Genomic DNA, 14,763 nt, shown 5'->3' on the forward strand with positions numbered 1-14,763 from the left:
GGCCCGGCCTCCGCCTAGTGGAGCCGCCCGAACAGCTCCCGCACGCGCCGGGCGTCGCGCAGCCGCTGCTCGTAGGTGGCGCCGAGGGCGAGCAGCAGCAGTCCGGCGAGTGCGGGAGGCACCCAGCGGGGGAGTGCGCCGACGACCTGGGCGATGTACGGGGCGAGTTCGTGCAGTGCCACCAGCGCGAGCACGCTCCCGCCGAGGACCAGCGGCGCCTGGAGCCGGTGCCGGGCACCCGCCAGGGTCACGGCCAGCGCCGCCGTGCCGAGCAGCAGGGGCCGCGCCCAGTGCTGGTCGCCCCACGCCGCGAGCAGGCTCGGCACCGCGGTGACGGCCAGAGCGGCTCCGTACGCCGCCCAGGACCCGACCGCCGGATCGCGGCGCCGGCGCAGGAATCCGACGACCAGCGCGGGCACGGTCACCGGCAGCGTGTAGGCCTCCGGTGTCGTGACCTCCCAGGCCGCCAGACGTACCCAGGTACCCAGCAGGAAGAGTGCGGCGGCCACCCCGCCGGCCACCGCCCGCCTTTCCGGCCGCAGCGCCGTCCCGGCGGCGACGACCCCGGCGAGCGACAGCACCAGGGCCAGCGTCGGCAGGTCGGCCACGGCGAGCACGAGGGCGAGCAGCGCCGCCGCCGCACCCGTCGCCTCCGCCGCGACGGTCGCGGACGAGCCGGCCAGGCGCGCGGCGACCAACGCCGCGGCGGCGGGCACGACCAGGACGAGCAGCGCGGTGTGCTGCGGCTGCCAGCCGGCGGACGCGCCCACCGCACAGGCCAGCGCCGTGGCGTGCACCAGGGCGGCGGGCGCCGCGAACACGACGAGCCCCCGGCGCAGGCCCGCCACGCCGAACACGACCGTCAGCGCCGTGAGCACGGCGATCGTCGCCGGCTCGGAGGCGAGCGAGCCGAGGGCGAGGCCGACGGAGGTGACCAGCGCCAGCAGCACGGCGGTCAGGGGCAGCGGGGAGGACGGCCCGGCCACCGCCCCGGCCACGTGGCGCGCCCGCTCCGCGAGGCCCAGCGCCGCCACGACCACGGCACCCTGCACCACCAGCCCCACCCCGTAAGGCAGTTCGAGCACCGCCGGGAGCACGAGCACCGTCGCCCACCCCAGGACGCACGACCCCGCGACGGCCACCCGGTGCACGCTCCGGCCGCGCCGGGCCACCGCCGACACACCCGCCAGCACGGCCAGAACGAGCGGCACGGTGGCCGCGTACGACGGCCAGGGCGCGTCCATCGACACGGCCGCCCGGGCGTCCCGCGGAGCCCCGGACCACGCCCGCCCCAGCCAGGCCGCCGGACCGAGGAGCACCCCGGCGACCAGCGGAACCGCCCACAGCACCGCGACACCCTGCACGGTCAGTGAGGCCCAGGCCAGGCCGTCGCGCACCGGCCGCGGCAGCCGCGTCCGCACGACCGCCCACAGCGCGAGCGCACAGGCCACGCACCCCGGCACGGTCCACTCGCCGGGCAGCGACGCCCGCAGCACCCCGCCCGCCCCGGTGATCGCGCACAGCCCCGAGGCGAGGGCCGCGCCCAGGGCGACGACCGGCCTCGGAGCGAACCAGGCGGCGGCCAGCGCGATCGCCGCGGCCAGGACCAGGAGCACCGCCCCGCGCACGGCGGCGCCCGGCCCGGACGCGCTCCAGCAGAGCCATCCGGCCGCCAGAACACCCACGCCGCCCGTGCCGGACGCGCCGGCCACCGCCACGACCCGCACCGCCACGGGCGTCGCCCGCAGCGCGACGGCGGTCCCGGCCGCGGCGGTCACCAGCAGCACGGCCGTGAGCGTGTGCGGACCCGCGCCCGCCGACAGCGCCCACAGGAGCAGGGGCAGGTGCGCGGTCGCCGTGGCGAGGGGCAGCGGCAGCCGCAGCGGACGGCGCACGCCCCCGCGTGCCGCGTCCTCCTGCGCCGAGGTGGACGCCGCCGACCGTCGCGCCAGGGCGCCCGTTGCCGCGCCGTACGCGGCCCACACCCCGGCCAGGACCGCCGACGCGGCGGCCGTGTACCCGAGCCCGTCCGTGCCGGTGAACACCACCTCGCGCAGCGCGTAGGCGTCGAGCACGGTCAGCGCGACGCCGAGCCCCGCCACGGCCTCGGCCGTCGAGCCCAGCCCGCGCCGCGACAGCGCGACGGGCGCGCCCAGCGCCGCCACGGTCACCGCGCCGAGCACCAGCGCCCGCCCGGCGATCCCCATATGACCCCAGCCGACCAGGGTGAACGCGATCGCGGCGATCGTCAGCAGAACGCCGCCGAGGACCAGCAGCACGTTCTGCACGCTCGGTGCCGTGGCCTCCGGCCGAGGGGCAGGGGCGCCGCCGGCGGGCCACGCCTGCGCCTCGGCCCGGGCGCGCGGCGCGGCGGGCGGCCGGCCGTGGGCCGTGTGCAGCACGTGGACCAGATGGGCACGGCGCCGCAGCAGGAACGCGCGGCGGGCGTCGAGGTGCCGCAGCTCGGTGTCGAGGAGCCGCAGCTCCTCGGCCGGGGGCGGAAGGTTCGTCATGTGCCGGAGTGTGGCCCCCGTCACCTCGCCCGGGCATGAGCACGGATACTCAGGCCCTACTCAGAATCCCGTACGACGTGCGCGGGAACACCCGCGAAGCCGCACCCGGAACACCGGGGAACCGGCACGTGGAGCACCGCGGGCGTGTGCAAGGACCGGCCCCGGAAAATGCGTTGGCGCCGGCCCGCGCGTGTGGTGGGATCGGGATCAACGGGGGCGGCTCCCTGTCGCGCATCCTTCTCACCTTCTGCCAAAAGATCCGCGCGCCCACTCTCCGCCCCCGTTCTTCCGTCCTGGATCGCCGTGGGGGTATGCGCCGTTGCTCGATGCCGAGTCCGTCCTGCTGCGCCGTCTCCAGACCGTCTACGTCGACGCCGCGCTCGCGTCCACCGGCGCGAGCGGCCCGGCGCTGCGCCGGCTGGAGGCCGAACTGCTCGGCCGCGGACATCTCCTGTCCGCCGGGCTGCACACGGCCCTCGCCGCGCTGACCCCCGAGGCCCTGGCGTCCGCGCACGCCCGCCTGGTGGGTCTGGTCGACGACCTGCTCGGCTCCGACCGCCGCCACGTGCCGCTCTTCCGCCGTTTCCCGCGCAGCGTGCCGCGGAACACCGACGCGCTGTACGTCGACCGGGTCTTCGCCTTCCTGTTGCAGCGGCCGGACCAGCCCTGCGTCCTGTGCGGTGAGGCGGGCACCGTCTTCCCCGTCTCGCCCTGCGCGCACCTGGTGTGCCGGCGCTGCTGGGACGGGACCGACTACGCCGGCTGCCCGGTCTGCCACCGCCGGACCGACGCGGACGACCCCTTCCTGCTGCCGGTCCGGGCCGTCGGCGCCGCCAAGCCACCGGTGTCCGGTCCGCTGCGCCTGCTGCGCAGGGGCGCCGACCGGGCGGCGGACGCCGCCGCCGTGGTCGACGCCCTGCTGGCCCGCCGCACCCCGCTCTCCCCGCGGGACCGCGACGACCTGCTGACGCTGCTGCCGCTCACCCCGGCCGGGCGGGGCCTGCTGCCGCGCGAGATCCCGGTACGCGAGACCAAGGCGGTGGTGCTGGCGGCGCTGACGGCCCAGGCACCGGACGGCCTGCCGGTGGAGCGGCTGCTGACCGAGCGGCTCACCACCGCGACCGACGTCCTGCGCCTGCTCGCCGCGGTCTCCGGCGCCGACGCCGGCCTGGTGGTGCGGTCCCGCTTCACGACCGTGCCCCGCCCGCTGCGCCGCACCCTGCTCGCGGTCCTGGACGGCCTGCCGACGCCGTACCTGGTCGAGGACGTGCTGCGGCACCCGGCCGCGTGGAAGCGGGCGGCGGAACTCCTGCACCCCTTCGAGCGGGCCGCCCGGCACCCCCGTGCCGCCCTCGCCTTCGCCGTGCTGCGCGGCACCCCGGTCGATCCCGGCACGGCCTTCGGCCGCGCCCTGCTGGACACGGCGGCCTCCCACCCCGACGCCGTCCGCGTCGACGGCACCCGCATCCGGCCGGCCACCTGGGCGGGCCGGCTGGAACAGGCGCTGTCCGCGCGGGACGCCGCACGGGCCGCCGCCGTCGCCGGGGAGCGCCCCGGCGAACTGGTGCGCCGCCTCGACGTGCTGCTGCGCCTGCACCCCACCGACGTCCTGGAACCGGAGCTGGAGAAGGCCCTGCGGCGCGCGCTGCCGAAGGTGGGTCCCGGCCCGCTGCTGTCCGCGCTCGGCGCACTGAGGACGCGGGCGGAGGACCGCACCGGCCGCCGCCGCGTGTTCTTCCCGCGCGGGGAGGTCACCCGGGCCCTGTCCGTTCCGGAGCGACGGCCCGCACTGCCCGCCCGCCTCCTGTCGGCGACGGCGGGCCTGCTGCGGGCGGAGGTGCTGCGCCGGTTCGCCGCCGGGCAGCCGTACGACCTGTCGGTGCTGGACGCCGGCCTCGCCGACCTCACCGTGCCGTTCACCGAACGGACGGCCGCCAAGTCGCTGGTGGCCGTGCCGCGCGGCAGCGTGCAGCCGCTGCCGGACGGCACGGTCGTGCGGCTGTTCCTGCACTGGACCGAGCCCGAGGGCAACCGCACGGACCTGGACCTGTCGGTGGCGTTCTTCGACGCCGAGTGGAAGTTCACCGGGCTGTGCGACTACACCGGGCTGGTGCACGGCGCGGACGCCGCGGTGCACTCCGGCGACCTCACCTCGGCACCGGCTCCGCTGGGCGCCACCGAGTACGTGGACCTGGACCTGGCCCGGCTGGCGGAGCGCGGGGACGCGTACGCCGTCCCGCTGGTCTTCAGCTACAACAACGTGCCCTTCGAGGAACTGCCGGACGCCTTCGCCGGTTTCATGGCCCTGCCCGCGCAAAGTCCCCGGGACGCGTCGTACGACCCCCGCACGGTCCGCCAGCGCTTCGACCTGGCGGGCGAATCCCGGGTGTGCCTGCCGATGATCGTCGACCTGGGCGGTCGCCGGAGCCTGTGGACGGACATCCATCTGCCGTCCGCCGGCGGTCACCAGAGCATCGGCTCGCACGGCGGCGCCGCGCTGGCCGACGTCGCCCGGGACCTGTGGGAGCAGTTCGGCTCGGGCACCCGGGTCACCCTGTGGGACCTCGCGGTCTGGCGGGCCGCCGTGCGGTCCCCCGAGGTGGCCGTGGTGTGCCGGGAGCCGGAGCCCGCACTGCTGCGGTACCGGCTCCGTCCGGACGAGGACGCGGACGCGTTCGCCGCGCGGGTGTCCGCCCTGGAGGACCCCGAGGAGCGCGGCACACCCGCCGACCCGGTCGCGGCGGCGTTCGAACGCGCCCCGGGGGAGCGCGTGTTCATGGCGACCGTCCACGCGAACGCGGTGCCGGAGGGGGCGACGGGCACCTGCTACCGGCTCTTCCCGGGGCCTGGTGACGGCTCCGGGGCACTGGACCGCGTGACCGCCGGCGAACTGGTGGCGGAACTCGGTGAGAACCCGCACGCGCCCGACCCCGGGGTGCGCTAGCGGGCGCCCAGTTCCCGGGCCAGGGACTGCGCCTCGTCCTGGGTGAAGCCGCCCGCGATCTGCACCCGGCCCCCGGTGACGGCCTGGGACACCGCGGGGGCGCTGATGAGGCGGTCGCCGAGGACGATGGCGATCTGGTTCCTCGGGCTGGGGTTCGGTGCGGCCCGTCCGCTGAGCTGCGCGAACCGCCGGGCGTCGTCGTCCTGGAACGTCATCTGGATCACCCAGCCCGCCGACTGCCGGTCCAGCTCCGCGCGCACTTCACGGAGCTGGCGGACGGTCATCCGGTCCCCGGCCCGGGTGGAGACGCGGTGGCAGGTGTCGAGGGACGCGGAGTAGAAGGTCGGCGGCGGCAGTTCGTCCGTGCACTCGCCCGGCGCGCTCTCCTCCACCAGGGCCAGCCGCAGGTCCTGCCGCACCGCCGCCGGTGTGCCGTCACCGTCCGGCTGGAGGGCGTACACGACCCCGCCTCCCGCGGTGAGCAGCGCCACCAGGGCCGCACCGGCCCACAGCCGGGTGCGGGACCGGGGCCGGCGGGTGGTCTCGGGACGGGGCCGCGGGGGCAGGCGGCGGGTGGCCCCGTGGCCGGCCGGGGTGCGCTCGGTGACCGCCTCCGGGTCGATCCGCCGCTGTGCCGCGTCGGCCTCCTCGGCGCGGCGCCGCCGGTGCCGCTCGATCGCGCCGGACCAGGCCGGCGGCAGCCAGTCGGAGGCGCCCCGGGCCCGGGGGCGCCCGGCGATCACGGGGCCGACCCGGGCCAGCAGGTCCTGGGGGGTGGGGCGCGCCGCGGGGTCCGGGGCGAGGCAGGGCAGGATCAGCGGCTCCAGTTCGCGCGGCAGCCCGGACAGGTCGAGATCGCCCTCGGCCGCCCGCACCAGCTGTTCGAGCGCCGTGCCCCGGCCCATGTCCCGGTACGGGCTGCGGCCCGTCGCCAGGTGGAAGAGCGTGGCGCCCAGGGAGAACACGTCGGAGGCTGTCGTCGTCGGCTCTCCGCGGGCCTGTTCGGGCGCGGCGAAGGCGATGGTGCCCAGGGCCGCCTTGGTGCGGGTGACGTCCGCGGCCTGGGAGATCCCGAAGTCGATCAGCCGGGGACCGTCCTCGGGCAGCAGCACGTTGGACGGCTTGACGTCGCGGTGGACGAGCCCAGCGGTGTGGATGCACACCAGCGCCTCGACCGTCCCGGCCGCCACCCAGTGCAGCCCGGCCGACGGCAGCGTCCCCTGCGAGGCGACCAGTTCACGCAGCGACGGGGCGGGCACGTACTCGGTGGCCATCCAGGGGACGGCGGCCTCGGCGTCCGCGTCCACGACACCGGCGGTGTACGGGCCGCGCACCCGCCGGGCGAGGGCGACCTCCCGGGCGAAGCGCCGCCGGTCCGCCTCCGGGACGGCGCCGTCGCCGCCGGCGGACAGCAGGGTCTTCACGGCGACGGTGCGGCCGCCGGGGGAGCGGGCCAGGTACACCCGGCCCATACCGCCGCTGGCCAGCTCCGCGAGCACGGTGTACGGCCCGATCCGCCCGCCGGGGCGCACGGCCCCCGTCCACTCCGCCTGCACCGTCGCTTCCCCCATCCCCCTCGGCCACGGCGGGCCGCGGCCGCGTCGACGTGCACAGCCTAGTGGGGCCGTCGGCCGCGCCGGGGGCGCGCGGCACCACCCGGCCGGACCCGGCGCGCATCCGCACCACCCGGTTCGCCTGTGACCCACATCACGACCGGTTCCTGTCAGGAATCGGGGCGCCGCCCCGCTCAAGTCACCGAAGGACAGACCGATCGACAGGAGCAGCAGATGAAGCACCGCATCGTCGTCCTCGGCGCCGGCTACGCGGGGGCCTACGTGGCCGGAAACCTGGCCCGCCGGCTGTCACCGGCCGACACCGAGATCACCGTGGTCAACGCGGAGCCGGACTTCGTGCAGCGGCTGAGGCTCAACCAGCTGGCGGCCGGCCGGGACATCGAGGCCCCGCAGCTCGCCGATGTCTTCGCGGGCACGGGGATCCGGCTGTGCGTGGCCCGGGTCACCGCCATCGAGCCCGAGCGCCGCGCGGTGGTCCTCGCCGACGCCGACGGCGGCAGCGACCTGGAGTACGACACGCTCGTGTACGCGCTCGGCAGCCACGGCGACGACCACGGTGTCCCCGGCGCGGCCGAGCACGCCTTCGACGTCGCCACCAGGCCCTCGGCGCTGCGGCTGCGTGAGCGCCTGGACGGCCTGGGCGGCACCGGGCGCGTGGTGGTCGTCGGCGACGGGCTGACCGGGATCGAGACCGCCACCGAGATCGCCGAAGCCCGGTCCGGCCTGTCCGTGGCCCTGATCGCCCGCGGCGAGCTGGGCGCCCGGCTCGGCTCGGGAGCCCGCGGCCACCTGCGCCAGGCGTGCGACCGGCTGGGCGTCACCGTCCTGGAGCACACCACCGTCGAAGCCGTCGAGGCGACGGGGGTGCGGTGCGCCGACGGCACCGCCCTGGCGTCCGACGCGACGGTGTGGACGGCCGGGTTCGCGGTCAGCCCCGTCGCCGCCGCCGGCGGACTGGAGGTCACCGACGAGGGCAGGATCGTCGTCGACCGCACCATGCGGTCGGTCTCGCATCCGGACGTCTACGCCGTCGGCGACAGCGTCCACGCCGTCGGGGACAACGGCCTGCCGCTGCCGATGTCCTGCGGCTCGGCCGGCTACACGGGCCGCCAGGCCGTCGAGGCGATCGTGGGACGCCTGACCGGAGGCACGGTCCCGCATCTCAAGCTGGTCTACCAGTACAACGCCATCAGCCTGGGGCGCCGGGACGGCATCTGGCAGGCGGTCGACGGCGAGGGACGGGCCAAGCCGAAGTACCTGGGCGGGCGAAGGGCCGCGCGGATCAAGGCGGTCATCGAAAGGGGGTCGCTGTGGGGCACCTCGCATCCGACCTTCGGCCTGCCCAAGCGCAAGCGCCGCCTCGCCCCGGCGCCGGTCCCGTCCGCGAAGACCACGGTCGCATAGCCGCATAGGGTGTTCCGCGTGGACGACTCCACCGCTGATCGCTTCGACATCAGCCGGTTCGAGGCCAGCCGCAGCAGGCTGGCCTCGCTGGCCTACCGGCTGCTGGGCTCCGCCACCGACGCCGAGGACGCCGTGCAGGACGCGTTCCTGCACTGGCAGGCCGCCGACCGGCAGCGGATCGAGGTGCCGGAGGCATGGCTGACCAAGGTCGTCACCAACCTGTGCCTGGACCGGCTCCGCTCCGCCCGGGCCCGCCGCGAGCGCACCGCCGGCGCCTGGCTGCCCGAACCACTGCTCGACGGCGATCCGATGCTGGGTCCGGCCGACACCTTCGAGCAGCGCGAATCGGTCTCCCTGGCGGTGCTGACCCTCATGGAGCGCCTGTCACCCCTCGAACGGGCCGTCTACATCCTGCGCGAGGCGTTCTCCTACGGCCACGCCGAGATCGCCGAGATCCTCGACATCACCGAGTCCGCGAGCCAGCAGCACCTGCACCGGGCCCGGCGCCGCGTGGCCGCCGGGCGCCGCCGCGGCGACGAGGTCGACCCGGCGTCGGCCCGCAGGATCGTGGAGGAGTTCCTCACCGCCGCCATGTCCGGCCGCACGGACCGGCTGGTGGCGCTGCTCACCGACGACGCGACCGCCGTCTCCGACGGCGCCGGTCTCACCGAGCGGCTGCTGTGGTTCGACACCCCGCAGCGCGTCGCCGCCGTCGCACGGGCGGGGTTCAGGCCCACGGCGGCCAAACGGCGGCTCGTCGGCGACGGCAGGCCCGCCGTCCACTACGCGGTCGTCAACGGCACCCCCGCCATCCTCACCGTGCTCGGGGACCGCGTCGTCGGCTCGGTGGCGTTCGACATCGTCCACGGCAAGATCGCGACCGTGCGCGGTATCGCCGCCCCCGAGCGGCTCGTCCGCCTGACCGAAGGCTGGCGGCGGCACGAACCTCAGGCGCCGCTGATCGCCCAGTGGTGACCGGGCGCCGCCGGTCCGTGCGCACCGTCAGCTCCGCTCGGCCTCGAAGGAGCGCAGCAGATCGGCGGCGACGCTCACCGCGATGGTCGCCGGTTCCTTGCCGGTGATGCCGGCCAGCCCGATCGGCGTCCTGATCCGGTCGACGGCCGCCTCGTCGTGACCGCCCTCGGTGGTGAGGACCTTGCGGAAGCGGGCCCACTTGGCCGCCGACCCGATCAGACCGATGGAGCCGAGATGGGCGGTGCGCAGCGCGGCGTCGCACAGGGCGGCGTCCTCGGCGTGGTCATGCGTCATGATCAGGACGTGGGTGCCCGGCGGCAGCCGGGCCAGCACCTCCTCCGGCAGCAGCGGCGTGTGGTGCACGTGCACCTGCGCCACCGCGTCGTCCAGGACGCCGAGCCGCTCCTGCGTGAGGAGGTCGGCCCGGCTGTCGACGAGGTGCAGGTCGAGATCCTGGCGGGCCAGGACGCGGGCCAGCTCCAGGCCGACGTGCCCGACGCCGAAGACCGCCACCGCCCGCACCACCGGCAGCGGTTCGAGCAGGACGGACACGGTGCCGCCGCAGCACTGCACGCCGTGCCGGTTGGTCACCTTGTCGTTCAACGCGAAGTCGATCAGCTCCGGCTCCGGCTCGGCCGCGGCGATCATCTCCCGGGCCCGGTCGACGGCCACGGCCTCGACGTTGCCGCCGCCGATCGAGCCCCACGTGGCGCTGCGGCCGACGACGAGTTTGGCTCCGGCGTCCCGTGGTGCGTGGCCGCGCACGGTCGCGACGGTCACCAGCACGCCGGGCTCCCGGCGTGCCCGCAACCGCGCGACCGCGGCGACCCACGTCATGTCAGGCACCGCTCAGCGCTTCTGCGCCGGTGCGGGCCGTACCCACGGCGACCCCGTCGCCGGGGCGGCCGTCGGGGGAGGCCCCGCCCCGGCGTGCCGCCCGGATCGCCCAGTACACCGCCTCCGGTGTCGCCGGCGAGGCCAGCTCCACGCCGACGCCGTCCGGCCCGAACGCGGCGGCGGCCTGCCGCAGCGCCTCCCGCACCGAGAACGCCAGCATCAGCGGGGGCTCACCGACCGCCTTGGAGCCGTAGACCGCGCCCTCCTCGGTGGCGTTCTCCAGGAGCGTGACGTGGAACTCCTCGGGCATCTCCGAGAAGCTCGGCAGCTTGTAGGTGCTGGCGGCCTGGGTGAGCAGCCGGCCCCGGTTCGGGCCGTCGCTGACGTCCCAGCGCAGGTCCTCCAGGGTCAGCCAGCCGGCGCCCTGCACGAAGCCGCCCTCGACCTGGCCGACGTCGATCAGGGGGGAGAGGCTGTCACCGACGTCGTGCACGATGTCCACCCGCCGGATGCGGTAGGCGCCGGTGAAGCCGTCCACCTCCACCTCGGTGGCGGCGGCGCCGTAGGCGAAGTACTTGAACGGCGAACCCCGGAACGTCTTCGCGTCCCAGTGCAGCCCCTCGGTCCGGTAGAAACCGGCCGCCGACAGCTGGACCCGCTGGAAGTAGGCGGTGCGCACCAGGTCGTCCCAGGCCAGCTCCTCGCCGCCGCCGAGGGCGCGCGCGACACCGCCGCGGATGCGCACGTCCGAGGGGTTCGCGCCGAGCCGGGTCGCGGCGACCCGCAGCAGCCGCTCGCGCAGCTGCTCGCAGGCGTTCTTGACCGCCCCGCCGTTGAGGTCCGCCCCGGAACTGGCGGCGGTGGCGGAGGTGTTGGGCACCTTGTCGGTGCGCGTGGGGGCGAGGCGGACCCGGGACAGGGGGATGCCCAGGGTGGTCGCCGCCACCTGCATCATCTTGGTGTGCAGGCCCTGGCCCATCTCGGTGCCGCCGTGGTTGATCAGGACGGAGCCGTCCTTGTAGATGAGCACCAGCGCCCCGCCCTGGTTGAAGGCGGTGAGGTTGAACGAGATGCCGAACTTGATGCCGGTCAGCGCCAGGCCCCGCTTGGTGTGCGGGTGCGCGGCGTTGAACGCGGCGATCTCCCGCTTGCGGTCGGCGATGCCGGCCCGCTCCTTGACCTGCTGCCAGACCGTGGTGATCCGCTCGGGCTGGGTGACCGGCTGCCCGTACGGAGTGGTCTGGCCCTGGCCGGGGCGGTAGAAGTTGCGCTCCCTGAGCTCCATGGGGTCCAGGCCCAGCATCGGTGCGCAGCGGCCCAGGATGTCCTCGATCACCAGCATGCCCTGCGGTCCGCCGAAGCCGCGGAAGGCGGTGTTGGAGACGGTGTGGGTGCGGGCGATGCGCCCGGCGACGCGCGCGTTGGGGATCCAGTACGTGTTGTCGATGTGGCACAGCGCCCGGGCCAGCACCGGTTCGGACAGGTCCAGGCTCCAGCCGCCGTCCGCGACGAGGGCGGCGTCCAGGGCCTGGATACGGCCGTCCGCGTCGAAGCCGATCTTCCAGGTGGCGTGGAACCCGTGCCGTTTGCCGGACATGGTCATGTCCTGCGTCCGGTTGAGCCGGAACCGCACGGGCCGGCCGGTCAGCTTGGCGCCGAGCGCGGCGATCGCCGCGAACCCGTGCGGCTGCATCTCCTTGCCGCCGAAGCCGCCGCCCATCCGCAGGCACTGCACGGTCACCTCGTGGGCGGGCACGCCGAGCACATGGGAGACGATCTCCTGGGTCTCCGAGGGGTGCTGGGTGCTGCTCTGGACGAACACCTGCCCGTTCTCGTCGACCTGGGCGAGCGCGGCGTGCGTCTCCAGGTAGAAGTGCTCCTGACCGGAGAACGTGAACTCGCCGGAGAAGACGTGCGCGGAGTCGGCGAAGCCGGCGTCGAGGTCACCGGTCTCCATCACGGGCCGGGCGCCGTGGTAGCTGCCCGCCGCGATCGCCTCCTCCAGTGTGACCAGGGAGGGCAGTTCCTCCAGGTCCACCTCGACGGCCGCGGCGCCGAGCCGGGCAGCCTCCAGGGTCTCGCCGAGCACCCAGGCGACGGCGTGGCCGTGGAACATCACCTCGTCGGGGAAGAGCGGCTCGTCGTGCTTCATACCGGCGTCGTTGACCCCCGGCACGTCGGCGCCGGTCAGCACGCGGACCACGCCGGGAACGGCCAGCGCGGGCCCGGTGCGCAGCGCGGTGACCCTCGCGTGGGCCTTCATGACCTGCACCGGCCAGGCGTGCAGCACGTCCTTGGTGCGGTGCACCAGGTCGTCGGTGTAGAGCGCGGTGCCGGTGACGTGCAGGGCCGCGCTCTCGTGCGGCAGCGGGACACCGACGACGGGGTTCTCGGGGCGTTCGGACAGATGGCTCATGACGGCACCGCCTCGGTGGTGTGCGCGTACAGCTTCAGCAGGCTCTCGCCGAGCATCGCGGAGCGGTAGTCCGCGCTGGCCCGGTGGTCGTTCATCGGGGTGCCCTCGCCCCGCAGCACCGCCGCGGCGACCTCGGCCGTCCGTGCGGTCCACGGCCTGCCCTCGAGGGCGGCCTCGGTGGTGAGCGCGCGCACGGGCGTGGCGGCCACGCCGCCGAGGCCGATGCGGGCCTTGCGGACGACGCCGTCCTCGACATCGAGGGCGAAGGCGACCGCGACGCTAGAGATGTCGTCGAAACGACGCTTGGCGATCTTGTGGAAGGCGGTGACCGGTGACAGCGGCAGCGGGATCCGCACCGCGCGGATCAGTTCGCCGGGGCGGCGCACGCTCTGCCGGTAACCGGTGAAGTACTCCGCCAGCGGCACCTCGCGTTCGCCGTCGGCGTCGGCGAGCACCAGCGACGCCTCCAGCGCGAGCAGCACCGGCGGGCTGTCGCCGATGGGGGAACCGGTGCCGAGGTTGCCGCCGAGGGTGGCGCTGTTGCGAATGAGCCGGGAGGCGAACTGCGGGAACAGCTCGGCCAGCAGCGGGATACGGCCGTCGAGGCGGCGTTCGATCTCGGTGAGGGTGAGCGCCGCGCCGATCTCGACGTGACCGGACTCGACGCGCAGCTCCCGCAGTTCGGGCAGGCGGTCGACGGCGACCACCCGATCCGCGCGCCGGGCGCGGAGGTTGACCTCGACACCCCAGTCGGTGGAGCCGGCGACGACCACCGCGTCGGGGTGCTCCCGCAGCAGCCGGAGTGTCTCGGCCAGGGTCTCCTTGCGGACGAACGCGGCGCCGTCCCGGGCGTATTCGGTGGCGGCCGGCGCGGGCGGCGCATGGTCGCGGCGCCGGGCGAGCGGGTCCTCGTCGCCGGGCTGCCCGACGGCGAACGCGGCGTCGCGGATGGGCCGGTAGCCGGTGCAGCGGCACAGGTTTCCGCTCAGCGCGTGCAGGTCGAAGCCGTTCGGGCCGTGCTCGGCGTCGCCGCCGGCCGGGTGCCTACAGCGGTCGGGCCGGTAGTACTCGGCGGCCATGCTGCACACGAATCCCGGCGTGCAGTAGCCGCACTGCGAACCGCCGCGGACGGCCATCTCCTGCTGCACCGGGTGCAGTTCGGGAGCGCCGCCGGCTTCCCCGGGGATGGCGAGGCCTTCGGAGGTGACGACCTCCTGGCCGTCGAGCGCGGCGACCGGGACCAGACAGGCGTTGACCGCGACCCAGTCGGTGGGCTTGTCCACGCCGGGCCGGGCCACCAGGACCGAGCAGGCGCCGCACTCGCCCTCGGCACAGCCCTCCTTGGTGCCGGTGAGGCCACGCTCGCGCAGGAAGTCCAGCACCGTGGTGTGGGGCGGGACCGGTGAGATCGGTGCCTGTTCCCCGTTGACCGTGATCCGCGCCGCTACCATGACGGGCCCTCACTTCCGGGCGCGGTCGGTCGATGCATCGTGTTCGCCAATGTTCAGGCAGCTTTCTGTGTTCGGAGGCGCCCCGCGAGAGACACGGGCGCGCGGGCACGCGTCGACGACGTGCCCGAAGGGTCGAAGAGAGGAAGGTCGGGGAAACCCGAGGAGTGCCGCGGAGGGCACGGCAGAACGGCGTTGTCAGCAGCCGTGCGCGATCCGACCCGGAACCCAGACGGTCAGACGGGCGAGGCGGCCGAGATCAGAGCTGGTGCACATCCGCTCGTCGCCTCCTTCCGGCGGTCGTGGGTCGGCGTCCCCGCAAAGTAGTTGCCGACGCCACACGGGTCAAGAGGCCGGCCTCGGGTTCCGGGGGCCGGGAGCCGGCCGGCCGCGGATTCCGGAGGCCGGGAGCCGGCCTCCCGGCGGGACCCGCGGACACAGAGGGACCGGTCCGCTGGGGGCCGGTCCCATGGCGCGGCGGGGGGGGGGGGGGGGGGGGGGGGGGTGAGGGGGGGGGGGGGGGGGGGGAGGGGGGGGGGGGGGGTGGGGGGGGGTGGGGGGGGGGGGGGGGAGGGATTTGGGAGGGGGGGGGGGGGTTGCGGGGGTGGGGAGGTCGGTTGCCCAGCGAGCGGCTGCGGCAGGCACGCAACGG

At 75.5% G+C, this 14,763-nt stretch carries 8 protein-coding genes; 3 read left to right on the top strand and 5 right to left on the bottom strand.

Going from position 1 to position 14,763, the window contains the following annotated elements:
- Positions 1–14 precede the first annotated feature (14 nt).
- Entirely contained in the window at positions 15–2,513 is a 2,499-nt protein-coding gene (locus ACZ45Q_RS32345) for an SCO7613 C-terminal domain-containing membrane protein (protein WP_468268139.1), read from the bottom strand.
- A gap of 319 nt (positions 2,514–2,832) precedes the next feature.
- Here ACZ45Q_RS32345 and ACZ45Q_RS32350 point away from each other — a divergent pair, with 319 nt between their 5' ends.
- Entirely contained in the window at positions 2,833–5,457 is a 2,625-nt protein-coding gene (locus ACZ45Q_RS32350) for an MXAN_6230/SCO0854 family RING domain-containing protein (protein ID WP_468268142.1), read from the top strand.
- Here the strand turns inward: ACZ45Q_RS32350 and ACZ45Q_RS32355 are convergent.
- Complete coding sequence (locus ACZ45Q_RS32355) at positions 5,454–7,028, bottom strand: serine/threonine-protein kinase (RefSeq protein WP_468268145.1); 1,575 nt, start codon at positions 7,026–7,028, stop codon at positions 5,454–5,456. The two genes, ACZ45Q_RS32350 and ACZ45Q_RS32355, sit on opposite strands and share 4 nt — an antisense overlap.
- Positions 7,029–7,244: 216 nt before the next feature.
- Between ACZ45Q_RS32355 and ACZ45Q_RS32360 the strand changes: the two genes are divergently transcribed.
- Both ACZ45Q_RS32360 and ACZ45Q_RS32365 read left to right on the top strand, forming a co-directional pair.
- Positions 7,245–8,435 carry an NAD(P)/FAD-dependent oxidoreductase gene (locus ACZ45Q_RS32360; RefSeq protein WP_468268149.1) on the top strand — a complete coding sequence of 397 codons (1,191 nt, stop codon included), beginning with the start codon at positions 7,245–7,247 and terminating at the stop codon, positions 8,433–8,435.
- Between the two features lie 9 nt (positions 8,436–8,444).
- The gene (locus ACZ45Q_RS32365; protein WP_468268152.1) at positions 8,445–9,410 is read left to right on the top strand and encodes a sigma-70 family RNA polymerase sigma factor; all 966 of its coding nucleotides are present in this window, start codon (positions 8,445–8,447) and stop codon (positions 9,408–9,410) included.
- A gap of 27 nt (positions 9,411–9,437) precedes the next feature.
- Here ACZ45Q_RS32365 and xdhC read toward each other — a convergent pair whose 3' ends face one another.
- The 3 genes from xdhC to ACZ45Q_RS32380 are packed head-to-tail and all read right to left on the bottom strand — an operon-like array spanning position 9,438 to position 14,114.
- A complete protein-coding gene (gene xdhC, locus ACZ45Q_RS32370; RefSeq protein WP_468268163.1) occupies positions 9,438–10,247 on the bottom strand; it encodes a xanthine dehydrogenase accessory protein XdhC in 810 nt (269 codons plus the stop codon).
- Between the two features lies 1 nt (position 10,248).
- Complete coding sequence (gene xdhB / locus ACZ45Q_RS32375; protein ID WP_468268155.1) at positions 10,249–12,663, bottom strand: xanthine dehydrogenase molybdopterin binding subunit; 2,415 nt, start codon at positions 12,661–12,663, stop codon at positions 10,249–10,251.
- Complete coding sequence (locus ACZ45Q_RS32380; RefSeq protein WP_468268158.1) at positions 12,660–14,114, bottom strand: xanthine dehydrogenase small subunit; 1,455 nt, start codon at positions 14,112–14,114, stop codon at positions 12,660–12,662. Before ACZ45Q_RS32380 ends, xdhB begins: the two co-directional genes overlap by 4 nt.
- Positions 14,115–14,763: the final 649 nt, after the last annotated feature.

Source organism: Streptomyces sp. NPDC031049 (genome assembly GCF_055571015.1).